At 63.1% G+C, this 23,644-nt stretch carries 19 protein-coding genes; 11 read left to right on the plus strand and 8 right to left on the minus strand.

The genetic code is table 11. The features are described from left to right. Window positions 1-224 precede the first annotated feature (224 nt). The gene (locus tag BM382_RS19525; protein ID WP_065365120.1) at window positions 225-932 is read right to left on the minus strand and encodes a 3'-5' exonuclease; all 708 of its coding nucleotides are present in this window, start codon (window positions 930-932) and stop codon (window positions 225-227) included. Continuing rightward, on the minus strand, window positions 929-2,863 hold the full coding sequence (locus BM382_RS19530) for a putative nucleotidyltransferase substrate binding domain-containing protein (protein WP_072443644.1): 1,935 nt from the start codon (window positions 2,861-2,863) through the stop codon (window positions 929-931). Before BM382_RS19530 ends, BM382_RS19525 begins: the two co-directional genes overlap by 4 nt. 258 nt (window positions 2,864-3,121) lie before the next feature. On the opposite strand from BM382_RS19530, the gene BM382_RS19535 reads away from it, so the two are divergent. After that, window positions 3,122-3,568 (plus strand): response regulator, encoded by a 447-nt coding sequence (locus BM382_RS19535; RefSeq protein ID WP_015637278.1) that lies wholly within the window; start codon window positions 3,122-3,124, stop codon window positions 3,566-3,568. A 78-nt stretch (window positions 3,569-3,646) separates the two neighbouring features. Here the strand turns inward: BM382_RS19535 and BM382_RS19540 are convergent, their stop codons facing one another. Next, entirely contained in the window at window positions 3,647-5,824 is a 2,178-nt protein-coding gene (locus BM382_RS19540; RefSeq protein WP_011063875.1) for a malate synthase G, read from the minus strand. 552 nt (window positions 5,825-6,376) lie between these two features. Between BM382_RS19540 and BM382_RS19545 the strand changes: the two genes are divergently transcribed. Further along, window positions 6,377-6,895 carry a glycine cleavage system transcriptional repressor gene (locus BM382_RS19545; RefSeq protein ID WP_011063874.1) on the plus strand — a complete coding sequence of 173 codons (519 nt, stop codon included), beginning with the start codon at window positions 6,377-6,379 and terminating at the stop codon, window positions 6,893-6,895. A gap of 223 nt (window positions 6,896-7,118) precedes the next feature. Here BM382_RS19545 and rarD read toward each other — a convergent pair whose 3' ends face one another. From rarD to BM382_RS19570, 5 genes are all read right to left on the minus strand, one after another. Beyond that, window positions 7,119-8,006, minus strand: a complete 888-nt coding sequence (gene rarD, locus BM382_RS19550; RefSeq protein ID WP_011063873.1) for an EamA family transporter RarD — start codon at window positions 8,004-8,006, stop codon at window positions 7,119-7,121. 239 nt (window positions 8,007-8,245) lie between these two features. Beyond that, window positions 8,246-9,220, minus strand: coding sequence for a serine/threonine protein kinase (locus tag BM382_RS19555; protein WP_011063872.1), 975 nt, complete (start codon window positions 9,218-9,220; stop codon window positions 8,246-8,248). Window positions 9,221-9,378: 158 nt separating this feature from the next. After that, window positions 9,379-11,283, minus strand: coding sequence for a PhoX family protein (locus tag BM382_RS19560; RefSeq protein ID WP_053154247.1), 1,905 nt, complete (start codon window positions 11,281-11,283; stop codon window positions 9,379-9,381). Between the two features lie 84 nt (window positions 11,284-11,367). Then, window positions 11,368-12,132: a TOBE domain-containing protein gene (locus BM382_RS19565; protein WP_072443646.1), complete on the minus strand. Its 765-nt coding sequence runs from the start codon at window positions 12,130-12,132 to the stop codon at window positions 11,368-11,370. 65 nt (window positions 12,133-12,197) lie between these two features. Beyond that, a complete protein-coding gene (locus BM382_RS19570) occupies window positions 12,198-12,938 on the minus strand; it encodes a ComF family protein (protein WP_015637275.1) in 741 nt (246 codons plus the stop codon). 90 nt (window positions 12,939-13,028) lie between these two features. Between BM382_RS19570 and bioB the strand changes: the two genes are divergently transcribed. The 9 genes from bioB to BM382_RS19615 all read left to right on the plus strand — a co-directional run bounded on the left by bioB (window position 13,029) and on the right by BM382_RS19615 (window position 23,499). Next, on the plus strand, window positions 13,029-14,084 hold the full coding sequence (gene bioB / locus BM382_RS19575) for a biotin synthase BioB (protein ID WP_011063868.1): 1,056 nt from the start codon (window positions 13,029-13,031) through the stop codon (window positions 14,082-14,084). 123 nt (window positions 14,085-14,207) lie between these two features. Next, window positions 14,208-15,386, plus strand: coding sequence for an 8-amino-7-oxononanoate synthase (gene bioF, locus BM382_RS19580; protein WP_072443649.1), 1,179 nt, complete (start codon window positions 14,208-14,210; stop codon window positions 15,384-15,386). Continuing rightward, a complete protein-coding gene (locus BM382_RS19585; RefSeq protein ID WP_072443651.1) occupies window positions 15,379-16,110 on the plus strand; it encodes an alpha/beta fold hydrolase in 732 nt (243 codons plus the stop codon). The genes bioF and BM382_RS19585 overlap by 8 nt, the downstream gene beginning before the upstream one ends. Next, window positions 16,103-16,915, plus strand: coding sequence for a malonyl-ACP O-methyltransferase BioC (bioC, locus tag BM382_RS19590; RefSeq protein WP_053154238.1), 813 nt, complete (start codon window positions 16,103-16,105; stop codon window positions 16,913-16,915). The genes BM382_RS19585 and bioC overlap by 8 nt, the downstream gene beginning before the upstream one ends. Then, a complete protein-coding gene (gene bioD / locus BM382_RS19595) occupies window positions 16,912-17,592 on the plus strand; it encodes a dethiobiotin synthase (protein WP_011063864.1) in 681 nt (226 codons plus the stop codon). Before bioC ends, bioD begins: the two co-directional genes overlap by 4 nt. A gap of 107 nt (window positions 17,593-17,699) precedes the next feature. Continuing rightward, window positions 17,700-17,996 carry a hypothetical protein gene (locus BM382_RS19600; protein WP_011063863.1) on the plus strand — a complete coding sequence of 99 codons (297 nt, stop codon included), beginning with the start codon at window positions 17,700-17,702 and terminating at the stop codon, window positions 17,994-17,996. A gap of 296 nt (window positions 17,997-18,292) precedes the next feature. Continuing rightward, window positions 18,293-20,098, plus strand: coding sequence for a phenylacyl-CoA dehydrogenase (locus BM382_RS19605; RefSeq protein WP_015637270.1), 1,806 nt, complete (start codon window positions 18,293-18,295; stop codon window positions 20,096-20,098). 220 nt (window positions 20,099-20,318) lie between these two features. Continuing rightward, window positions 20,319-21,611, plus strand: coding sequence for a GGDEF domain-containing protein (locus BM382_RS19610; RefSeq protein ID WP_011063861.1), 1,293 nt, complete (start codon window positions 20,319-20,321; stop codon window positions 21,609-21,611). Between the two features lie 91 nt (window positions 21,612-21,702). Next, the gene (locus BM382_RS19615; protein ID WP_011063860.1) at window positions 21,703-23,499 is read left to right on the plus strand and encodes an acyl-CoA dehydrogenase C-terminal domain-containing protein; all 1,797 of its coding nucleotides are present in this window, start codon (window positions 21,703-21,705) and stop codon (window positions 23,497-23,499) included. Window positions 23,500-23,644: the final 145 nt, after the last annotated feature.

The following is a 23,644-nucleotide window of genomic DNA, read 5'->3' on the forward strand; positions in this document are numbered from 1 at the left end:
CGATTGTGGCAGAGGCGAAACAGTGGCGCAATTGACGCTGGTCGGCTGCCTTGTGGCTGGAGAGGGCGGGTGCCCAAGGCAAGGAACCAGTTGTGTCGAGGGAACTGGCTCCCGTTGGCGTGCGCAGCACGCCCAAGGCGTTGTATCTGTTAGATCCAGGACTCAGGTTCTACGGCCGCGGCGCGGCCGAGCGGGAGCAAGCTCCCTCGCCACAGTGCGGCTGCTCAGAACGAAGGTGCCTGCTGCCGGCGTTTCCACTGGCCCAGGCGCTGTTGCAGGTTCAGCGGGCTGTGGATCTGCTGCTGGCGGGCGCGGTTGAACAGGATCAGCGCCAGCTCCGCGGTGGCCAGGGCATCGGCTGCCGCGTTATGCCGCTCCACCACTTGCAGGTTGAACCAGCGCACCCAGTCGTCCAGCCCGGCTTCGCGGATCTGGGCCTGGGGGCACAGCAACGGCGCCATGTCCGCTACATCGAGGAAGCTGTGTTGCAGGCGGTAGCCCAGGCTGTCCTTCAGCGCCCGGCCGAGCATGTGCTGGTCGAACGGGGCATGAAAGGCCAGCAGCGGGCTGTCGCCGACGAACTCCATGAAATCCAGCAGGGCCTCCACCGGATCACAGCCGGCGGCGATGGCGCTGGGCCCCAGGCCGTGGATCAGTACGCTGGGGCTGAGCTTGTGGCCCTCGCGTTGCAGGGTGCGCTCGAACTGCTGGCTGAAGTCGATGGCACCGTCTTCGATCACCACCGCGCCAATGGACAGCACCTGGTCGCGGTTGAGGTTGAGGCCGGTGGTTTCCACGTCCACCACTACCCAGCGCTGCTCTCGCAGGCTGCTTTCATTCAGCTCGGTGAAGGCTGGTAGCCGATCGCGACGCTGTTGCTGCTCGGCACTCAGCAGGCTGACTGCGGGGCGGAACCAGGCAAACAGGCTCATAGCTGGTACCGCAAGGCCAGGCTGCTTTGCAGGCGCTGGGCCTGGCGCAGGGATTCACGCAGGATGCGCCGGTCCAGGTGGTTCAGGCTGTCCGGGTCGACCCGGTTGGAATAGGGCTGGTTCTCCCGGGTCTGGCGCTGGTGCTGCTGCATGCGGGTCTGCTGGATGAAGTGATAGGCCTCTTCATAGGCGGCGCCGTCCAGGGGCTCGATCACTTGTTTGGACACCAGCTGGCGCAGGCGCTCCAGGGTATTGATCGCGCCGATGCCGTTGGCCAGGGCCAGCAACCGGGCACCGTCGACGAAGGGGGTGAGGCCCTGGACCTTGAGGTCCAGGGTGGCCTTTTCGCCATTTTTCCTGGCCAGCACGAACTCGCGAAAACGCCCCACGGGCGGGCGCTGGCGCAGGGCGTTTTCCGCCATCATGCGTTGGAACAGACGGTTGTCCGCCACCTGGTCGAGGATGCCCCGACGCAGTTGTTCGGCGCTCTGTTCATCGCCCCAGACCACCCGCAGGTCGAAATAGATGCTCGAACCCAGCAGGTTTTCCGGGGTGGCCTCGCGGATGAAGGCCGCGAAGCGCCGGGCCCATTCAGCACGGGACAGGCACAGCTCGGGGTTGCCGGCCATGATGCTGCCCTTGCACAGGGTGAAACCGCACATCGCCAGGCTCTGGTTGATCTGCTGGGCGATGGGTAGCAGCTTGCCGCGGATTTCCGCGGCGTGGGCCGCGTCCCGGGCCTCGAACAGGATGCCGTTGTCCTGGTCGGTGTGCAGGGTCTGTTCGCGTCGGCCTTCACTGCCAAAGCACAGCCAGCTGAAAGGCACGCCGGGGTCGCCCTTGTCGGCCAGGGTCAGTTCGATGACCCGGCACACGGTGTGATCGTTGAGCAGGGTGATGATATGGGTGATCTGGGTCGAGGAGGCACCGTGGGCCAGCATGCGCTCCACCAACTGGCCGATCTCGCCCCGCAGCGCCACCAGGTGTTCGACCCGGGGCGCGTTGCGGATGGTCCGCGCCAGGTGCACCAGGTCGACCCGCTGCAGGGAAAACAGATCGCGCTCGGAAACCACCCCGCACAGGCGCTGTTCTTTCACCAGGCAGACGTGGGCGATATGCCGCTCGGTCATGGCGATGGCGGCGTCGAAGGCGCTGTGGTCCGGGCTGAGGAAGAACGGCGCCTGGGTCATGTGCTGTTCGATGGGCTGGTTGAGGTCCTGGGTGCCGTCGGCCACCACCTGGCGCAAGTCGCGCAGGGTGAAGATCCCCAGCGGGGCCTTGCGTTCGTCCACCACGACGATGCTGCCGACCTGCTGCTCATGCATCAGCGCCACGGCTTCGCGCAGCGGCGTCTGCGGTGAACAGGCCACCGGATGACGCATGGCCAGCTCGCCCAGGCGGGTGTTCAGCGAATACTGGGTGCCGAGGGTTTCCACGGCTTTCTGTTTGACTTGCTGGTTGACCTGGTCCAGCAGGCTGCTGACTCCACGCAGGGCGAAGTCGCGAAACTCCGCGGACAGGGCGAACAGCTTGATGAAAGCGCCCTTGTTCAGTTGCAGGCAGAACGTATCTTCGGCGGCGCGATGCTCGGTGCGGGTCGCGCGCTCGCCCAGCAGCGCGGCCAGGGGGAAACACTCGCCGGAAGTGATTTCGAAGGTGGTCTCGGTGCTGCCCTTGGCGGCGTGTGTGCGTTCGCCCACCACGCGGCCCTGCTTGACGATATAGAAGTGCTCGACCGGGCCGTCGGCCGGCTTGATGATGCTGTCGCCGGGGCCGTAGAAGCGCAGTTGGCATTGTTCTACCAGGTAGGCCAGATGCAGCTGCTCCATCTGGTTGAACGGCGGGAACCGTTGCAGGAACTGCACGGTCCCCTGGATGTTCTGCAACACCGCGGTCTTCCCGGCCTGGGTGAAGGCGTCCGCTTTACTCATAACGATTACCGCAGTCTTTTTGGATTTGTTGTGGTCGGATCACGGCATGGTCGGCTGCAACGTCTGGGGTGCCCATTGGACGTAAGTCTAGGTAGCGCCCTAGGGGCCGGACATTTGGCTTTGAAGCGTCGGCAATCAATGCGAAAAAGCTCTGATCAAGACTCTTGGCAATTTTTCCGACGAAGTGCACATTGGAGGCCTGCTTAGCGATGTCTGACCACTGTGCTAGGGGATTGATCTGTTCATGTAGAGAAATGTATGCCCGACCACGATATTTTGAGTGACGCCGAGCGCGAGGCCCTGAGTGCGGTCATGCTGGAACCGGATCTGCCGCCCCAGCGGGTGCTGATCGCCGATGACGACAAGGATGCACGGGAGCTGCTTGCGGAGATTCTTGGCCTGGATGGCATCCGTTGCATCACGGCGGCCAGTGGCAAGGCCGCACTTGAGTTGCTTGAATCGAATAAATCCATCGGCCTGTTGATCACCGATCTGCGCATGGCGCCCTGCAATGGCCTGGACCTGATCCGCCAGGTGCGTGAATCGGAGCGTGCGGCGCTGCCGATCATCATCATTTCCGGCGACGCCGATGTCCGCGATGCCATCGCCGCCATGCACCTGAGCGTGGTGGACTTCCTGCTCAAGCCGATCGACACCACCAAGCTGCTGGCCCTGGTCAAGCACGAGCTGGGCGTGGTGCTCTAGCCGATCCCTTGCCACACAGGCGAAAAAAAGCCCCGGCCTTGCGACCGGGGCTTTTTCATTACTGCTGGTTACGCGGGCTTACAGACCGTTTTTGGCCTTGAACTCGCGACGCCGGCGGTGCAGGACCGGCTCGGTGTAGCCGTTTGGCTGCTTGGTGCCTTCGATCACCAGTTCCAGGGCGGCCTGGAAGGCGATGTTGCTGTCGAAGTCCGGTGCCAGGGGGCGGTACAGCGGGTCGCTGGCGTTCTGCCGGTCAACCACCGGAGCCATGCGCTTGAGGCTTTCCAGCACCTGCTCCTGGGTGACCACGCCGTGGCGCAGCCAGTTGGCGATGTGCTGGCTGGAGATACGCAGGGTGGCGCGGTCTTCCATCAGGCCGACGTCATTGATGTCCGGCACTTTCGAACAGCCCACGCCCTGGTCGATCCAGCGCACCACGTAACCGAGAATGCCCTGGGCGTTGTTGTCCAGTTCGTTCTTGATCTGCTCCGGCGTCCAGCTCGGGTTGACCGCCAGCGGGATGGTCAGGATGTCATCCACCGAGGCGCGGGCACGCTTGGCCAGTTCGGCCTGGCGGGCGAATACGTCGACCTTGTGATAGTGCAGCGCGTGCAGCGCAGCGGCGGTCGGGGATGGAACCCAGGCAGTGTTGGCGCCGGCCAGTGGGTGAGCGATTTTCTGTTCGAGCATCGCTGCCATCAGGTCCGGCATCGCCCACATGCCCTTGCCGATTTGCGCGCGACCTTGCAGGCCGGTGCTCAGGCCGATATCGACGTTCCAGTTCTCGTAGGCGCCGATCCATTTCTCGGCCTTCATGTCGGCCTTGCGCACCATGGCGCCGGCCTCCATGGAGGTGTGGATTTCGTCGCCGGTGCGGTCGAGGAAGCCGGTGTTGATGAACACCACGCGCTCGCTGGCCGCCTTGATGCAGGCCTTGAGGTTGACCGTGGTGCGGCGCTCCTCGTCCATGATCCCGACTTTCAGGGTGTTGCGCGGCAGGTTCAGCACCTCTTCGATGCGGCCGAACAGCTCGTTGGTGAACGCCGCTTCTTCAGGGCCGTGCATCTTCGGCTTGACGATGTACATCGAGCCGGTGCGGCTGTTCTTGCGCGACGTGTTGCCGTTGAGGTTGTGGATCGACGCCAGGCTGGTGACCAGGCCGTCGAGGATGCCTTCCGGCACTTCGTTGCCATCCTTGTCGAGGATCGCATCGATGGTCATCAGGTGGCCGACGTTGCGCACGAACAGCAGCGAACGACCGTGCAGTTTCACCGGCTCGCCATTGACCCCGGTGTATTCGCGGTCGGCGTTCATGGTGCGGGTGAAGGACTTGCCACCCTTGGAAACTTCTTCCGCCAGGTCGCCCTTCATCAGGCCGAGCCAGTTGCGGTAGATCACCACCTTGTCGTCGGCATCCACTGCGGCGACCGAGTCTTCGCAGTCCATGATGGTGGTCAGGGCCGCTTCCATCAGCAGGTCCTTGACCCCGGCGGCGTCGGTCTGGCCGACCGGGCTTGTGGCGTCGATCTGGATCTCGAAGTGCAGGCCGTTGTGCTTGAGCAGGATCGCGGTAGGGGCCGCAGCGTCGCCCTGGTAGCCGATCAGTTGCGCGTCGTTGCGCAGGCCGCTGTTGCTGCCGCCCTTGAGGCCGACCACCAGCTTGCCGCCGACGATCTTGTAGCTCACCGAGTCCACGTGGGAGCCGGCAGTCAGCGGCGCGGATTCATCGAGGAAGGCGCGGGCGAAGGCGATGACCTTGTCGCCGCGGACCTTGTTGTAGCCTTTGCCTTTTTCCGCACCATCGGCCTCGCTGATGGCATCGGTGCCGTACAGGGCGTCGTACAGCGAGCCCCAGCGAGCGTTGGAAGCGTTGAGGGCGAAGCGCGCATTCATCACCGGCACCACCAGCTGCGGGCCGGCCATGTGGGCGATCTCTTCATCGACGTTTTGCGTCGTGGCCTGGAAATCCGCCGCTTCTGGCAGCAGGTAACCGATGTCTTGCAAGAAGGCTTTATAAGCCACAGCGTCATGCGCCTGGCCGGCACGGGACTGGTGCCAGGCATCGATCCGTGCCTGGAAGTCATCGCGTTTGGCGAGTAGGGCTTTGTTCTTCGGCGCCAGGTCGTGAATGACCTTGTCTGCACCGGCCCAGAACGAGTCGGCGGTGAGGCCGGTACCGGGAATGGCTTCGTTGTTCACGAAGTCGAACAGGACTCTGGCGACCTGCAGGCCACCGACTTGAACGTGCTCAGTCATTGCTTGCCTCACTCTGCTCAGCTATTTCGCTTTTCAGCTCTTCAAATTAACAATGAAGCCGGCGGCCATTTAAAGCACAACCCTGTTCTCCAGTACATGCCATCGCTGGCGGCTGGGTCCTTCCAATCAACGGCGGAGCCTTGCTGACGGGCTGTTGCGGGGGTTGCGATCAGGCCTTGGCGGACATCGTTCCAACGTTATGTAGTGCGCGCTGCGGCATACTACATGATGAACTGCGGTTGTGAAAATTAGACTAAAAGCGTCGTTCCGCGACTTTAAAGTGCAGTGCGGTCACGCAGGGGAATGCGATGTTCTCAAAAAGCCGGTGGATTGTTCCATATAAATACAAAAAGTTGTACACGATTTGTGTTTTGCCTTGCGCACCCTCGTAGGGGCTGGCTTGCCGGCGAATAGGCCTTCGGGGTTTGCGTCGGCCTTGCGGGCGCATTCGCCGGCAAGCCAGCTCCTGCACAAGCTGCTGCTATGGGCTGGAAGGCGCGGGGAATGAGGCTGCCTATACTGGATCTTTCATTGCTCAAAGAGGGCTGCGCCATGGACCATCTCGTTCTCACGGTATTCGCCCCGGACAAGGCCGGCCAGGTCGAGCGCATTGCCCAGTGCATCGCCGAGCATGGCGGCAACTGGCTGGAAAGCCGCCTGTCACGCATGGCCGGGCAGTTCGCCGGGATCCTGCGGGTGGCAGTGCCGGCCGAAGCCTACGATGAACTGGTGGATGCCCTGCAAGGCTTGTCGGCCCAGGGCATTCGCGTGTTGATCGCCGAAAGCGGCGTGGAGCAGTCCTGCACCTGGAAACCCATCGCCATGGAACTGGTGGGCAACGACCGCCCGGGAATCGTGCGCGACATCACCCGGCTGCTGGCCGAGCAGGGGGTGAACCTGGAGCGCTTGGTGACCGAGGTGCGCCCAGCGCCCATGAGCAGCGAGCCGCTGTTCCACGCCGAGGCGATCCTTGCGGTGCCGCTGACCCTGTCCCTGGAAGTGCTGCAGGCGCGCCTGGAAACCCTGGCGGACGACTTGATGGTGGAATTGGTCCTGCGCAGCGAGCCCTGAGCCCTTGTGAGGGTTATCCCAGTAAACCGTGCATGTGCCTGTGGATAACCTGTAGAGACCAGGCCCTGGCCCAGAGCCAGCGCGGCGTTGCGCCAGTTGATCAAAAAACCAGCAGTTTCAAGGGCTTGTGCACAAAGGGCGGGGATCAGGTTGTGGATAACCTTGGGAAGAACCGCTGCAAGCCACGAAGAGCGTGGCCTGCAGGGCTTTGTACGTTTATTGATCAGCGACGCCCGCGCAGGCTGAGCCAGGCATCCACGCTGTATACCGCCAGGCCGGCCCAGATAAACATGAAGGCCAGCAGGGTGCTGGAGGACAGGTGCTCGTCGAACAGCAGCACGGCCTGCAGCAGCACCAGGGTGGGAGCCAGGTACTGGAGGAAACCCAGGGTGGTGTAGGGCAGGTCCCGTGCGGCAGCGTTGAAGCACACCAGAGGTACCAGGGTCACCGGGCCGGCAGCCACCAGCCACCAGGCCTGGGAACTGCTCCAGAACTCGGCATGGGCACTGCTGGCATCGGGGTGCAGCAGCAGCCAACCCAGAGCGATGGGCACCAGCATCCAGGTTTCCACCACCAGGCCGGGCAGGGCCTTGACCGGCGCCTGCTTGCGGATCAGCCCGTAGAAGCCGAAGCTCAGCGCCAGCATCAGCGAGACCCAGGGCAGGCTGCCTACCTGCCACACTTGCTGGGCCACGCCCACCGCCGCCAGGATTACCGCCAGCCACTGCATGCGCCGCAGGCGTTCGCCAAGAATCAGCATGCCCAGCAGCACGTTGACCAGTGGGTTGATGTAGTAGCCCAGGCTGGCTTCGAGCATGCGCCCGTTGTTCACCGACCAGACGTAGGTCAGCCAGTTGGCGGCGATCAGGGTGCCGCTCAGGGCCAGGATCGCCAGGCGCCTGGGGTTGTCCCGCAGTTCGCGCCACCAGCCGGGGTGCTTCCACACCATCAGCAGCAGGGCGCCGAACAGCGCCGACCAGAGCACCCGGTGGATGATGATCTCGACCGCGGGAACGCTGGCGATAGCTTTGAAATAGAGCGGGAACAGACCCCAGATGATGTAGGCGGTCAGACCCAGGATGTACCCGCGGCGCGGGTTGGCGGCTTGCATGCAGAATCCTTGCTTAGGCAGCTAACAAAGCCGCAATTGTAAGGACAATTGTCTAGACCTGTCCTGACTTTTACCCCGCCGCCCACTGTGGACGCCGGCTTGCCGACGAGGGCAATCTCTCGGGCCCTTTCGCTGGCAAGCCAGCTCCTACGGCTGGCGCCCTTGTGTGGGTACCGGCTTGTCGGCGAAGGCGATTTCTCGGGCCCCCTTCGCTGGCAAGCCGGCTCCTGCAGGCCGGGTCAGAACAGCTTGAGGGGTTCTTCGTTGAGGGCCGCCAGCTGTTCGCGCAAGGCCAGCACCTGATCGCCCCAATAACGTTCGCTGCCGAACCAGGGGAAACTGTGGGGGAACGCCGGGTCGTCCCAGCGTCGTGCCAGCCAGGCGCTGTAGTGCATCAGGCGCAAGGCTCGCAGTGGTTCGATCAGGGCCAGCTCCCGCGGGTCGAAATCATGGAACTCGCTGTAGCCATCCATCAACTCGGACAACTGGCCCAGGCATTCCTGGCGGTCGCCGGCGAGCATCATCCACAGGTCCTGCACCGCCGGGCCCATGCGGCAGTCATCCAGGTCGACGATATGGAACATCTCGTCGCGGCACATCATGTTGCCGGGGTGGCAGTCGCCGTGCATCCGGATGTTCTGGTGTGGCGTGGCCTGGTAGACCTCTTCCACCCGCTTGAGCAGGTCCCGGGCCACCGACTCGTAGGCTGGCAGCAGGCTCTTGGGGATGAAGTTGCCCTGCAGCAGGGTTGCCAGGGAATCGTGACCGAAGTTCTTCACCCCCAGGGCTTCGCGGTGTTCGAACGGGCGGGTGGCACCCACCGCGTGCAGGCGGCCCAGCAACTGGCCGAGACGGTAGAGCTGGTCCAGGTTGCCTGGCTCCGGTGCGCGGCCGCCGCGGCGGGGAAACAGGGCGAAACGAAAGCCCGCGTGTTCGAACAGGCTGGCGCCGTCATGAATGATCGGCGCCACCACCGGCACGTCGCATTCGGCGAGTTCGAAGGTGAAGCGGTGCTCTTCCAGGATCGCTTCGTTGGTCCAGCGCTGGGGCCGGTAGAACTTGGCGATCAGTGGCTCGCTTTCGTCGATGCCGACTTGATAGACGCGATTTTCGTAGCTGTTGAGCGCCAGCACGCGGGCGTCGCTGAGAAAGCCGATGCTTTCAACGGCGTCCAGGACCAGATCGGGGGTCAGTGTTTCAAACGGGTGCGACATGCTTACTCCTGCGCGCAGCAGGCTGCCGCGTCCGGCCAAGCATGGTAACGCAGACGGGGAGCCAGCGGGGGAGGGTTTGCCGGTGGTTCGGCCGTGCGTCGGGTTCGCCGCCCAGCCGGTTCCTGCGGGTGCAGAAGCCGGCTGGGCGCGAGGCGGGGTCAGGCGCCGATGACGCCGCCGTCTTCCCGGGTGATGGCCATGACCGAGGAGCGTGGCTTGCCGTTGGGCAGGTGTTCGGGGAAGGTCGAACCGCCGTTTTCCCCAGGGTGCTGGATACCCACGAACAGGGTCTTCTGGTCCGGGGCGAAGGCGATGCCGGTGACTTCGCAACCCACCGGCCCGACCATGAAACGGCGGATCTCACCGCTGTCCGGGTCGGCGCAGAGCATCTGGTTGTTGCCCATGCCGGCAAAGTCGCCGCTGTTGCTGTAGTCGCCGTCGGTGAGGATCCACAGGCGCCCGGCCTTGTCGAAACCCAGCCCGTCGGGGCTGTTGAACATGTTCTGCGGGGTGATGTTGGACGACCCACCCTTGGGTTGGCCGGCGTGCACCCCCGGGTTGCCGGCCACTACGAACAGGTCCCAGGAAAAACTCATGGCACCATGATCGTCGCCGCCGGTGCGCCAGCGCAGGATCTGCCCGTAGACGTTCTTCTCCCGCGGGTTGGGGCCGCCTACCGGCTGGCCGTCCTCGCCACGCTTGGAGTTGTTGGTCAGGGTGCAATAGACCTGGCCGTCCTTGGGGCTGACCACTATCCATTCCGGGCGGTCCATGCGCGTGGCCTGGACCACGCTGGCGGCCAGGCGAGCCTGGATCAGCACCTGGGCCTGGTCGGCGAAGCCGCTGCTGGCGTCGATGCCGTTCTTGCCGTGGGTCAGCTCGATCCACTGGCCCTGGCCCTTGGGGTGGTCCGGGTTGCCGTCGCCGGCATCGAAGCGGGCCACGTACAGGGTGCCGTGGTCCAGCAGGTCGCGGTTGGCCTTGGGGTTGCGGTGGTTGATCTTGTCGCGGCTGATGAACTTGTAGATGAATTCGCCACGCTCGTCGTCGCCCATGTAGACCACGGCGCGGCCGTCGCGGGTTTCGGCCAGGGCGGCGTTCTCGTGCTTGAAGCGACCCAGGGCGGTGCGCTTGACCGGGGTCGATTGCGGGTCGAACGGATCGATTTCCACCACCCAGCCGTGACGGTTGAGTTCGTTGGGGTTCTTCGCCAGGTCGAACCGCGGATCGTGCAGGTGCCAGTTGATCTCCTTGCTGGCCACCACGGCGCCGTAGCGCTTCTGCGCGGCGTCGAATTTCTGCTCGGCGTTGCTGCTGCCGAAGCAGTCGGTGAAGTTCTCTTCGCAGGTCAGGTAAGTGCCCCATGGGGTCTTGCCGTTGGCGCAGTTCTGGAAGGTGCCGAGGACTTTCCTGCCCTTGGGGTCGGCGCTGGTCTTGAGCAGATCGTGACCGGCTGCGGGGCCACTCAGGCGGATCGGCGTGTTGCCGTGGATCCGCCGGTTGTAGCGCGAGCCCTGGACGAACTGCCACTGGCCATTCTTGCGCTGCACTTCAATCACCGACACGCCTTCGCTGGCCTGGGCCTTGCGCACGTCTTCGGCGGATTGCGGCAAGCCGCCATGGGGGTAGAGGTAGCGGTAGTTGGTGTATTCATTATTGATGGCCATCAGCGCGCGGTGGCGGTCGTCCGGGAAGGCGAACAGGCTCATGCCGTCGTTGTTGTCGCCAAACTGCACTTCCTGGGCCCGGGCGGTGCCATTGCCGCTGGGGTCGAAGGCCGGGCCGTTCTTGGCCAGGGGCTGGCCCCAACTGATCAGTACCGAGGACTTGTAGCCAGGTGGCAAGGTGATGCTGTCGCTGGTGGCGGCAGGGATGCCGGCAAAGCCCAGCAACTGGCTGGTGCCGGCGCTGACGCTGGCGGCCAGGGCGCTGCGGCTCAACAGGTTGCCGCCCAGGAACAGCGCTGCACCGCACAGGGCGCCGGCACCGATGAAACCGCGGCGGCTGAGGCCGACCATCTGTTCCAGGTCGGTGGGTTGGTCTTCTTCTAGTAACAGGCTCATATCAGGCTCCCTGCAGGTTTTTGCAGCCACCTTAATGAGCCCCCATGACGAATATGTTGCAGTGAAATGGCGGTGGAGCCTTGGTCAGAGCGGGGTTCCGATCAGCACGTGGGACGGTGAGAACTGCACCTGGACGGTCGAGGATTCCTTTAACTCCAGGGTCTTGAGCAGCAACGGCTCGGCCAGGGCGCACAACGTCTGACCATTGGGCAGGGCAATTCGCACCTCGCAGGGGCCGTCCTCGGCGTCGAGAATCTGCTCGATCGTGCCCCTCAGGCAATTGTGTCCAGTTGTTACTTGGGCGCCCGCAGCTTGTACGTCCAGCCAGCCAGCCTTGATCAGTGCCACCACTTCGGTCCCCGGCAGCAGTTCCAGGCGCAGGGTGCTGTTGTGGGTGATCTGCGCCTGGAGTTGCAGGCCCTCGGGCAGTTCCAGGACGATCAGGTCGTTGCAGCCCTGGCTTTCGACAGCCCGGACCTTGCCATGCAACTGATTGCGCGCGCTGGTGCGCAGCATCAGGCGGCTGAGCAAGTCGAGGTCGCTGGTGTCTTCCGCTGCTTCCAGTACCTGGGCCTGCAGAGCTTGCAGGCGCTGGTAAAGACGCAGCACTCGCTCGCCCTCGGCGGACAGCTTGGCGCCGCCGCCGCCCTTGCCGCCGACGCTGCGCTCCACCAGCGGGCTCTGGGCCAGGTTGTTCAGTTCGTCGATGGCATCCCAGGCTGCCTTGTAGCTCAGGCCGGCGCTTTTTGCCGCGCGGGTGATGGAGCCTTGTTCGGCGATGTGTTGCAGCAAGGCAATGCGTTGCGGGCGGCGGACGATGTGCTGGGTCAACAGAGTGGGCAAGGACATGGCGTGGGGCGCTTTGAACACTGGGGGTGGACTGGGAGTTTGCGGCTTGGGCGACGAGAGTCAAGTCAGTCGCCGGTGCCGGGGCTTGGGGTCCTGGCCAGGCAGTAGATATCCACCCGACGGGCACCGGCGTTGATCAGCAAACGGGCAAGGGCCTGGGCGGTGGCTCCGGTGGTCAGGACATCATCCACCAGGGCCAGGTGTCGTCCTGCAACCTGGGCCTGATCTGCAAGGGCGAAGGCCTGGCGCAGGTTGCGCTGGCGGGCCCGGGCATCCAGGCCCTGCTGGGCGGGGGTGTCTTGGGTGCGTAGGAGGAGCTTGGGTTGCACCACCAATTGCAACGAAGCGCCCAGCCACTGGGCCAGCATGCCTGCCTGATTGAAGCCGCGCTGGCGCAGCCGCCTGCGGGACAGTGGCACCGGCAGCAGGCAATCAGGCCGTGGCAGGCCTTCATCGAAGCGATAGTGGAGGAACTGGCCGAGAAGTTCGGCCATCAGCCGGCCAAAAGGCCATTTTTCATGGTGCTTGAAACGGCTGATCAGGCTGTCCACCGGGAAATCGTAGCGCCAGGGTGCGATCACCCGCTGAAACGCCGGCGGCTCTTGCAGGCACTGGCCACAGGTGAGGCCGGGCCCAGGCAGGGGCAGGGCGCAGACTGAACACTGGGCGCCGAGCCAGGGCAGCTCGTCCAGGCAGGGAGCACACAGGGCCAGGGCCGAATCGCTGGGTTCGTCACACAATAAACATGCCTGATTGTTTTTTAACCAGATGTAAACCGGTCCTTTGTATCTGGGTTGACAGTGCATGACTCTTCCTTAAATATGCCGAACATCCGTGTCGCGGCTGTGGGCTTTCCTGTCCTGCGCCGCTTGCCAAGCATAATCAAGGAATCGCCCATGAGCGCCAGCACCACCGCCACCCTGCGTCATGACTGGACTTTGGCTGAAGTCAAAGCCCTGTTCGTCCAGCCTTTCAATGACTTGCTGTTCCAGGCGCAGACGGTGCACCGCGCGCATTTCGACGCCAATCGGGTCCAGGTTTCCACGCTGCTGTCGATCAAGACCGGCGCCTGCCCGGAAGATTGCAAATATTGTCCGCAGTCCGGTCACTACAACACCGGCCTGGAAAAGGAAAAGCTCCTTGAGGTGCAGAAGGTCCTGGAAGAGGCCGCCCGGGCCAAGGCCATCGGTTCTACCCGTTTCTGCATGGGCGCGGCCTGGAAGCACCCTTCGGCCAAGGACATGCCCTATGTGCTGGAGATGGTCAAAGGCGTGAAGGCCATGGGCCTGGAAACCTGCATGACCCTGGGCCGTCTCGATCAGGACCAGACCGAGGCGCTGGCCAAGGCCGGCCTGGACTACTACAACCACAACCTCGATACCTCGCCGGAGTTCTACGGCAACATCATCACCACCCGCACCTACAGCGAGCGCCTGCAGACCCTGGCCTATGTGCGTGACGCGGGCATGAAGATCTGTTCCGGCGGCATTCTCGGCATGGGCGAATCCCTGGATGACCGCGCCGGCCTGCTGATCCAGCTGGCCAACCTGCCGGAGCATCCGGAGTCGGTGCCGATCAACATGCTGGTGAAGGTGGCGGGTACGCCGCTGGAAAATGCCGAAGAGGTAGACCCCTTCGACTTTATCCGCATGCTCGCGGTGGCGCGGATTCTCATGCCGCAATCCCATGTGCGGCTATCGGCCGGCCGTGAGGCGATGAACGAGCAGATGCAGGCCCTGGCGTTCTTCGCCGGCGCCAACTCGATTTTCTATGGCGACAAGTTGCTGACCACCGCCAACCCGCAGGCCGACAAGGACATGCAGTTGTTCGCGCGCCTGGGCATCCAGCCCGAAGCCCGCGAAGAACACGCCGACGAGGTGCACCAGGCCGCCATCGAACAGGCCCTGGTAGAGCAGAAAAGCAGCGAGCAGTTCTACAACGCCGCCGTCTGACCTTCTGCCGTAGGAGCCGGTTTGCCGGCGAATCTCGCGAGCCTCATGGATTTCGCGTCGCCTGCTTCGCCGGCAAGCCAGCTCCTGGCGATGAACTGTCCGTAAGCCAACATCGAGGCCTGCATGTCTTTTGATCTCGCCGCGCGCCTTGCTGCCCGCCGTGCCGAACACCTCTATCGCCAGCGCCCGCTGCTGCAGAGCCCCCAGGGGCCGCAAGTGGTGGTCGACGGTCAGCCATTGCTGGCCTTTTGTAACAACGACTACCTGGGCCTGGCCAACCATCCGCAAGTGATCGAAGCCTGGCGCTCCGGTGCCAGCCGCTGGGGCGTGGGCGGCGGTGCTTCCCATCTGGTGATCGGCCACAGCACGCCCCATCACGCCCTGGAAGAGGCGCTGGCCGAACTCACTGGCCGCCCTCGGGCGCTGTTGTTTACCACCGGCTACATGGCCAACCTAGGGGCGGTGACGGCGCTGGTGGGGCAGGGCGATACGGTGCTGGAGGATCGTCTCAACCATGCGTCGCTGCTCGATGCGGGGCTGCTTTCCGGCGCGCGCTTCAACCGCTATCTGCACAACGATGCGCACAGCCTGGCCAAGCGTCTGGAAAAGGCCACCGGCAATACCCTGGTGGTCACCGATGGGGTGTTCAGCATGGACGGCGATGTCGCCGACCTGCCGGCCCTGGCTCGGGCAACCAAGGCCCGTGGCGCCTGGCTGATGGTGGACGATGCCCATGGTTTCGGGCCGCTGGGGGCCAATGGCGGCGGGCTGGTGGAGCATTTCGGCCTGGGGCTGGATGAGGTGCCGGTACTGGTGGGCACCCTGGGCAAAGCTTTCGGCACCGCCGGGGCCTTTGTCGCCGGCAGCGAGGATCTGATCGAAAGCCTGATCCAGTTTGCCCGGCCTTATATCTACACCACCAGCCAGCCGCCAGCCCTGGCCTGCGCCACCTTGAAAAGCCTGGAGCTGCTGCGCAGCGAGCATTGGCGGCGCGAGCACCTGGCGGCCTTGATCCGTCAATTCCGCCAGGGCGCCGAGCAGATCGGCCTGCAGCTGATGGACAGTTTCACCCCGATCCAGCCGATCCTGGTGGGCGACAGTGCTCGGGCTGTGCGCCTGTCGCAGATGCTGCGTGAACGGGGAGTCATGGTCAGCGCCATTCGCCCGCCTACCGTGCCGGCCGGCAGCGCGCGGCTGCGGGTGACCTTGTCCGCGGCCCACAGCGAGGCCCAGGTGCAGCTATTGTTAAGCGCGTTGGCAGACTGTTTCAGAGAACTGCAAGCGGAGCCGAGCCATGCGTGATCGACTGATTCTGTTGCCGGGCTGGGGCTTGGGCGTGTCGCCGCTGGAACCTCTGGCGGCGGCCTTGCAGGGGCTGGATGAACACTTGCGGGTGGATATCGAGCCCTTGCCGGAGTTGACCTCCAGCGACCCGCAGGACTGGCTGGACGAACTCGATGACGCCGTGCCGGACAATGCCTGGCTGGGTGGCTGGTCCCTCGGCGGCATGCTGGCTTCGGAACTGGCGGCGCGCCGTGGTGAGCGCTGCTGCGGCCTGCTGACCCTGGCCAGCAATCCCAGTTTTGTCGCCCATGAACAATGGGCCAGTGCCATGGCCGGGGAAACCTTCGACGGCTTCCTGGCCGGCTGCGCGGCCGATCCGCGAACCACCCTCAAGCGTTTTGCCTTGCTCTGCGCCCAGGGCGCCGCGGACACGCGAGGCCTGTCGCGGTTGCTCCTGAGCGGCGCGCCGACCACGGCGCCGGCGGTGCTGATGGCCGGGCTGGAGTTGCTGGCGCAGTTGGATACCCGCGAAGCCTTGCAAGGCTTTCGCGGGCCGCAGTTGCACTTGTTTGCCGGGCTCGATGCTCTGGTGCCTGCCGAGGCGGCCGGTGAATTGCTGGCCTTGCTGCCGGATATTGAAGTTGGCCTGATTGAACACGCCAGCCACGGATTTCTCCTGGAGGACCCCCATGGAGTGGCGGGAGCGATCCAGGCTTTCTTGCATGAGTCCGGTGATGACTGATCTTTCTCTGACTGCCTTTCCCGGTCGCCTGCCTGACAAGCGCCAGGTCGCGGCTTCGTTCTCCCGCGCGGCGGCCAGCTACGACAGTGTCGCGGAGCTGCAGCGTGCGGTCGGGCAACAATTGCTCAGCCGTCTGCCCCCGGGCCTTGAGCCACGGTGCTGGCTGGACCTGGGCTGCGGCACCGGGCATTTCAGCCGGGTGCTGGGGCAGCGTTTCAGTGCTGCCCAGGGGCTGGCCCTGGATATTGCCGAGGGCATGCTCAATCACGCCCGGCCTTTGGGTGGCGCGGACCATTTCATCGCCGGGGACGCTGAACGCCTGCCGTTGCAAGGCGACAGTTGTCAATTGATCTTCTCCAGCCTGGCGGTGCAGTGGTGCGACGATTTCTCTGCCGTGCTCAGTGAAGCGATGCGGGTGCTCAAGCCGGGCGGCGTGCTGGCTTTTGCCAGCCTGTGCGTGGGTACTTTGCAGGAACTGCGCGATAGTTGGGCGCAGGTCGATGGCCAGGTTCACGTCAATCGCTTCCGTGAGTTCGAACGTTATCGACAGCTATGTGAAGCCAGTGGCTTGCAAGTGCGCAGTCTGGAAAAGGCGCCCCATGTCCTGTATTACCCGGATGTGCGCAGCCTGACCCATGAGTTGAAAGCCCTGGGTGCGCACAACCTCAATCCCGGACGCCCGGGCGGCTTGACCGGACGGGCGCGGATCGCCGGGTTGATCGATGCCTACGAGGGTTTCCGACAGGCCAAGGGCCTGCCGGCGACTTATCAAGTGGTCTATGCCGTGCTGGAGAAACCGCTATGAGCCCTGCCTACTTCATTACGGGTACCGATACCGATGTGGGGAAAACCACCATTGCGGCCGGCTTGCTGCATGCGGCGCGTCTGGCCGGCCTGAGTACTGCTGCGGGCAAGCCGGTGGCTTCGGGTTGCGAGCTGACGGCCAAGGGCCTGCGCAACGCCGATGCCCTGGCATTGCAGGCGCAGTCTTCGTTGCCGTTGGCCTATGCAGAAGTGAATCCGGTTGCCTTCGAACCGGCCATCGCCCCTCATCTGGCAGCGCGAGAGGCCGGGGTGGCGCTGACCGTGCAGTCGCTGTTGACGCCCATGCGCCATCTGCTGGCCAAGGGCGCGGACTTCACGCTGATCGAAGGCGCGGGTGGTTGGCGGGTACCCCTGGCAGACCAGGACAATCTGTCGGATCTGGCCATGGCGCTGGGGCTGCCGGTGATCCTGGTGGTGGGCGTGCGTCTGGGTTGCATCAATCATGCGTTGCTGACGGCCGAAGCCATCGCTCAGGACGGCCTGCAACTGGCGGGGTGGGTGGCCAATATCATCGATCCAAAGACCTCTCGTCTGGAGGAAAACCTCGCAACCCTGGCCGAGCGCTTGCCGGCCCCGTGCCTGGGCAGGGTGCCGAAACTCAAGCCGGCCAGCGCCGAGGCGGTGGCCGAGCATTTGCAACTGGATCTGCTGGACTAGATTTTGCCTATTGCAAGGCATATTGCCATTAGTGTTTTTGACGGGTGTTTTCTTGACGGGTCTGCTTCAATGACACCTGTCACTCATTCTCAAGGTCGAGTTCTCCCATGCAAATCTCCGGGAACACCGCTTTCTACGCCGGGCTGAACGCTATCCAGACCGGGCAGAATCGCGTCGATCAAGCCGCCGGCCAGATTGCCAGCACTGCAGTTGAACGCTCTGCCGGCAGCCAGTCGTCGGATGTTCAGGTTGACCGCCTGCGCGCTGTGGATCGCAGCCAGGAATCGGATCTGGCCAGCAGCATGGTGGAGATGTCCATGGGCAAGATCCAGGCAGAACTGGGCGTCAATGTCGCCAAGGCCTCGGATGAAGTCCTCGGCACCCTGATCGATACCTACGCCTGATTACCCTCTGCAAAAGCCCGGCCTCCCAAAGAGACCGGGCTTTTTCATGCCTTTTCTGTTGATAGCGGCTCTCGCTGATTCCTTTCCCTGACTGATTGCCGGTGCGTCGGCTCCTACACTTCATGGCAGTGCCGTGGGTGTTCGCCTGCGTATGCATTTTGTTTCGATGACGAAAGGCATTGGCGCGACGCTTGACAAGATTTGGGCGTAAACGTATGTTTCAAACAACTGTTTGACCGCTATAAAAACTCAACGCGGTTGTTCATTCCCGGTTACATCAGCAGAGGTTTATCGCTATGCCTGACTACAAGGCCCCCTTGCGTGATATTCGCTTCGTTCGTGACGAGCTGCTCGGCTATGAGGCGCATTATCAGAGCCTCCCGGCTTGCCAGGACGCCACTCCGGACATGGTTGACGCCATTCTCGAGGAAGGTGCCAAGTTTTGTGAGCAGGTGCTGGCTCCGCTGAACCGTGTGGGCGACCTGGAAGGTTGCACCTGGAGTGAATCCGGCGTTAAGACCCCTACCGGCTTCAAGGAAGCCTACAAGCAATTCGTCGAAGGCGGCTGGCCAAGCCTGGCTCACGACGTTGAGCACGGTGGTCAGGGCCTGCCTGAATCCCTGGGCCTGGCGGTCAGCGAAATGGTTGGCGAAGCCAACTGGTCGTGGGGCATGTACCCTGGCCTGTCCCATGGCGCGATGAACACCATTTCCGAACACGGTACTGCCGAGCAGCAAGAGGCCTACCTGACCAAGCTGGTGTCCGGCGAGTGGACCGGCACCATGTGCCTGACCGAGCCGCACTGCGGCACCGACCTGGGCATGCTGCGCACCAAGGCCGAACCTCAGGCCGATGGTTCCTACAAAGTCACTGGCACCAAGATCTTCATCTCTGCCGGTGAACACGATATGGCCGACAACATCGTCCACATCGTTCTGGCCCGCCTGCCGGACGCACCGGCCGGTACCAAGGGTATTTCGCTGTTCATCGTGCCCAAGTTCCTGCCTAACGCTGATGGCAGCGTAGGTCAGCGCAACGCCGTGAGCTGTGGTTCCCTGGAACACAAGATGGGGATCCACGGCAACGCCACCTGCGTAATGAACTTCGACGCGGCCACCGGTTTCCTCATCGGCCCGGCGAACAAAGGCCTGAACTGCATGTTCACCTTCATGAACACCGCGCGCCTGGGTACCGCTCTGCAAGGCCTGGCCCATGCCGAAATCGGCTTCCAGGGCGGCCTGAAGTACGCTCGCGATCGCCTGCAAATGCGCTCCCTGACTGGCCCGAAAGCGCCGGACAAGGCTGCCGACCCGATCATCGTGCACCCTGACGTGCGCCGCATGCTGCTGACCATGAAGGCCTTCGCCGAAGGCAACCGGGCAATGGTCTACTTCACTGCCAAGCAGGTCGATATCGTCAAGTACGGTGTGGATGAAGAAGAGAAGAAGAAAGCCGACGCACTGCTGGCGTTCATGACTCCGATCGCCAAGGCGTTCATGACTGAAGTTGGTTTTGAATCCGCCAACCACGGTGTGCAGATCTATGGCGGCCACGGCTTCATCGCCGAGTGGGGCATGGAGCAGAACGTTCGCGACAGCCGTATCTCGATGCTGTACGAAGGCACCACCGGTATCCAGGCACTCGACCTGCTGGGCCGTAAAGTGCTGATGACTCAGGGCGAGGCTCTGAAAGGCTTTACCAAGATCGTCCACAAGTTCTGCCAGAACAACGAAGGCAACGAAGCCGTCAAGGAATTCGTCGCACCCCTGGCTGCACTGAACAAAGAATGGGGCGAGCTGACCATGAAGGTCGGTATGGCTGCCATGAAAGATCGCGAAGAAGTCGGCGCGGCCTCCGTGGACTACCTGATGTACTCCGGTTATGCCTGCCTGGCCTACTTCTGGGCCGACATGGCACGCCTGGCGGCTGAAAAGCTGGCAGCCGGCACCACCGAAGAGGCGTTCTACACCGCCAAGCTGCAGACTGCGCGTTTCTACTTCCAGCGCATCCTGCCGCGTACCCGAACTCACGTTGCAACCATGCTTTCGGGTGCCAACAACCTGATGGACATGAAGGAAGAAGACTTCGGCCTGGCTTACTAAGCCCGACCGCAGTGGTTCGAAAAGCCGTTCGCCCCTTGGGGCGAGCGGTTTTTTTATGCCCGCAGAATCTTCATGAAAATTCCCGACTAAATCGCTAAGCAGAAGCGATTTCCTGCCGTTAAAGAGATGGCAATGTGATGTCCATCACACCGCGTGTGCTTAACTTCAACAAATGAAGGCACAATGCCATTCATTGATCAGCCGGGTCGGAGTTTTACCCTTGCCGCGTTCTTTCGCTGTACGTTTCAGTCACTTTGTACCGTCTTTACTGCTTCTGCTTGCGGGGCTGGCGGCCGCCTACGTCAAGGACCTCAACGTCTTCTTCACCTCGCTGTTCAACGTGCTGCCAACCTTGGTGCTGTTGCTGGGCGGGGCGTATTGCGCGGTGTATCGGCGCCAGCGCGAGCTGTTCTTGATGGTCACCGTGTACATCGCCTATTTCCTGCTGGACACCCAGACCGACTACTACCGGGACAACGGCAGGGTCCGGGAAGACGCGGCGGTGGTGTTCCATCTCTGCTGCCTGTTGCTGCCCCTGTTGTTCGGCCTGTTCGCTGCCTGGCAGGAGCGCACGCACCTGTTCCAGGACATGGTGGCGCGTTTTGCCGTGCTGCTGGCTTTCGGCAGTGTGGCTCTGGGGCTCGAGCAGAGTTACCCACAGGCTCTGCTGAACTGGTTGGCGGAGATCCGCTGGCCGGCCCTGCATGGCAGTTGGATGAGTTTGATCCAGTTGTCGTATCCAGTGTTCTTCGCAGCCTTCCTGCTGCTGGCGATCCAGTACTGGCGCAGCCCGCGTCCGCTGCACGCGGCGCAGCTGGTGGGGCTCCTGGGGCTGTTCTGGATGCTGCCCAAGACCTTCATCCTGCCGTTCACCCTGAACATCATGTGCAGCCAGGTGATGCTGATGATCGCTGCTGCTGTCGCCCACGAGGCCTACCAGATGGCGTTCCGCGACGAGCTGACCGGCCTGCCGGGACGCCGCGCGCTTAACGAGCGCATGCAGCGCCTGGGGCGCAACTATGTGCTGGCGATGACCGACGTCGATCACTTCAAGAAATTCAATGACACCCACGGGCACGATGTGGGCGACCAGGTGTTGCGCCTGGTGGCCAGCAAGCTCTCGAAAGTCACCGGGGGCGGCCGGGCCTACCGTTACGGAGGCGAGGAGTTTGCCGTGGTGTTCGCCGGCAAGACCATGGACGAATGCATGCCGCATCTGGAGATGATTCGCGAGATCATCGCCACCTACAACATTCAATTGCGTAATCAGGACAACCGCCCTCAGGACGATCAGCAGGGTCGCCAGCGTCGCGGTGTCGCTGCCGCGTCCAGTGTCTCGGTGACCATCAGTATCGGCGTCGCCGAGCGGCTGGCAGAGCACCGGACTCCGGAGGAAGTGCTCAAGGCTGCAGACCAGGCGCTCTACAGCGCCAAGGGGGCGGGGCGTAACTGTGTCATTGCGTTCGGGCAGAACCGCCGCGGTGCGGTGCGCATGGATACAGCTGCGGGTTGAGTGATGATGGCGCATTCAGCGCCTGCACAGTCATTGGCAGGCTGAGGGCGGCGGCAGTAGGTTGGTCTGATCTGCTGCCGGAGAAACCACCATGCCCGAGTATCAAGCCCCCTTGCGCGACATGCGCTTTTTGATCGATCACGTCTTCGACTTTCATGCCAGTTACGCGGCGTTGGGGGCCACTGACGCCAGCCCGGACATGGTCAGTGCCATCCTCGAGGAAGGCGCGAAATTCTGCGAAAACGTCCTGGCCCCGTTGAACCGTTCCGGTGACGAGGAAGGTTGCCACTTTGATAACGGCGTGGTCACCACGCCCAAGGGCTTCAAGCAGGCCTTCGCCCAGTACGTTGAAGGCGGCTGGCACGGGTTGGCCGCCGATCCGGCCTATGGCGGCCAGGGACTGCCCCACTCGCTGGGGCTGGTGATCAGCGAGATGGTGGGCTCCAGCAACACCTCCTGGGGCATGTACCCGGGCCTGACCCACGGTGCCATGTCGGCTATTCATGCCCACGGCAGCGCGGAACAGAAGCAGTTGTACCTGGGCAAGCTCACCGCCGGGCAATGGACCGGCACCATGTGCCTGACCGAAGCCCATTGCGGCACTGATCTTGGCATCATCAAGACTCGCGCGGTGCCCCAGGCAGACGGCAGCTATGCGGTGACGGGGAGCAAGATCTTCATCTCCGCCGGCGAGCACGACATGAGCGAGAACATCGTTCACCTGGTGTTGGCCAAGCTGCCGGACGCGCCGGCCGGAACCAAGGGTATTTCGCTGTTCATCGTGCCCAAGTTCCTGCCGGATGCGGCAGGTGAGGCCGGCGAGCGCAATGGCGTGAGCTGCGGCTCCATCGAGCACAAGATGGGGATCAAGGCGTCCGCGACCTGTGTACTGAACTTCGACGGTGCCAGGGGCTTTCTGATTGGTCAGGCCAACAAAGGCCTGAACTGCATGTTCACCATGATGAACCACGCCCGCCTGGGGACCGGAATGCAGGGCCTGTGTCTGGGTGAAACCAGCTTCCAGGGGGCGATCAGATACGCCAACGATCGTTTGCAGATGCGGTCGCTGACCGGCCCCAAGTCTCCGGACAAGGCGGCGGACCCGATCATCGTCCACCCTGATGTGCGGCGCATGCTGCTGACCATGAAGGCGTTCAACGAAGGCAACCGGGCCCTGGCCTACTTCACCGCCCAGTTGCTGGATGTGGCGCATCTGAGCCGCGATGAAGCCCAGCGCCAGGACGCCGAGAACCTCCTGGCGTTCCTCACCCCGATCTGCAAGGCCTTCATGACCGAGACCGGGCTGGAAGTGACCAACCACGGCATGCAGGTGTTCGGCGGTCATGGGTTTATTCGCGAATGGGGCATGGAGCAGTTGGTACGTGATTGCCGCATTGCTCCGATCTATGAAGGTACCAATGGCATCCAGGCCCTGGACCTGCTGGGCCGCAAGGTGCTGGGCAGCCAGGGCAAGCTGCTGCTGGGCTTTACCCGGATTGTGCACAAGTTCTGCAGCGCGCATGCCGAGCATCCGCAGCTCCAGGCTTATGTCGCGCAACTCGATGCCTTGAACCGTCAGTGGGGCGAGTTGACCACCAAGGTCGGCATGGCAGCCATGAACAACCCCGACGAAGTGGGGGCCGCGGCCTTGGATTACCTGATGTACAGCGGCTACATCGTCCTGGCCTATTTCTGGTTGCGCATGGCTCTGGTCGCCCAGCAGCAACTGGACGCCGGGCAGGGCGACCAGGACTTCGCCACCGCCAAGCTGATCACCTGCGAGTTCTATTTCAAGCGCCTGCTGCCCCGTACGGGGGCTCATCGGGCGGCCATCGAGGCCGGCAGTGATTGCCTGATGAAGCTTCCCGCGCAGTTGTTCGCCTTGTAACTGCTAGGGCGGCACGAACAAAGCCCGCTGCTGCGGGTTTTTTCGTGCTTGGGAATATCTGTGACTAAAAATTACATAAAGGTCACTAGTTGACCCTATGTGTCGCAAAAGTTGTTCGGGTACACTCTGGTTTTCTAAATGGGTC

This window comes from Pseudomonas sp. NFPP25 (assembly GCF_900116505.1).
Classification (GTDB): Bacteria; Pseudomonadota; Gammaproteobacteria; order Pseudomonadales; family Pseudomonadaceae; genus Aquipseudomonas; species Aquipseudomonas protegens.

Coding starts and splice junctions, on each gene's coding strand:
- BM382_RS19605 (WP_015637270.1), top strand. CDS start 18,293: ATGCCTGACTACAAGGCCCCCTTGCGTGATATTCGCTTCGTTCGTGAC.
- rarD (WP_011063873.1), bottom strand. CDS start 8,006: ATGCAAGCCGCCAACCCGCGCCGCGGGTACATCCTGGGTCTGACCGCC.
- BM382_RS19560 (WP_053154247.1), bottom strand. CDS start 11,283: ATGAGCCTGTTACTAGAAGAAGACCAACCCACCGACCTGGAACAGATG.
- BM382_RS19565 (WP_072443646.1), bottom strand. CDS start 12,132: ATGTCCTTGCCCACTCTGTTGACCCAGCACATCGTCCGCCGCCCGCAA.
- BM382_RS19530 (WP_072443644.1), bottom strand. CDS start 2,863: ATGAGTAAAGCGGACGCCTTCACCCAGGCCGGGAAGACCGCGGTGTTG.
- BM382_RS19535 (WP_015637278.1), top strand. CDS start 3,122: ATGCCCGACCACGATATTTTGAGTGACGCCGAGCGCGAGGCCCTGAGT.
- bioD (WP_011063864.1), top strand. CDS start 16,912: ATGAGCCCTGCCTACTTCATTACGGGTACCGATACCGATGTGGGGAAA.
- BM382_RS19545 (WP_011063874.1), top strand. CDS start 6,377: ATGGACCATCTCGTTCTCACGGTATTCGCCCCGGACAAGGCCGGCCAG.
- BM382_RS19540 (WP_011063875.1), bottom strand. CDS start 5,824: ATGACTGAGCACGTTCAAGTCGGTGGCCTGCAGGTCGCCAGAGTCCTG.
- BM382_RS19585 (WP_072443651.1), top strand. CDS start 15,379: ATGCGTGATCGACTGATTCTGTTGCCGGGCTGGGGCTTGGGCGTGTCG.
- bioB (WP_011063868.1), top strand. CDS start 13,029: ATGAGCGCCAGCACCACCGCCACCCTGCGTCATGACTGGACTTTGGCT.
- BM382_RS19615 (WP_011063860.1), top strand. CDS start 21,703: ATGCCCGAGTATCAAGCCCCCTTGCGCGACATGCGCTTTTTGATCGAT.
- BM382_RS19600 (WP_011063863.1), top strand. CDS start 17,700: ATGCAAATCTCCGGGAACACCGCTTTCTACGCCGGGCTGAACGCTATC.
- BM382_RS19525 (WP_065365120.1), bottom strand. CDS start 932: ATGAGCCTGTTTGCCTGGTTCCGCCCCGCAGTCAGCCTGCTGAGTGCC.
- bioF (WP_072443649.1), top strand. CDS start 14,208: ATGTCTTTTGATCTCGCCGCGCGCCTTGCTGCCCGCCGTGCCGAACAC.
- BM382_RS19570 (WP_015637275.1), bottom strand. CDS start 12,938: ATGCACTGTCAACCCAGATACAAAGGACCGGTTTACATCTGGTTAAAA.
- BM382_RS19555 (WP_011063872.1), bottom strand. CDS start 9,220: ATGTCGCACCCGTTTGAAACACTGACCCCCGATCTGGTCCTGGACGCC.
- bioC (WP_053154238.1), top strand. CDS start 16,103: ATGACTGATCTTTCTCTGACTGCCTTTCCCGGTCGCCTGCCTGACAAG.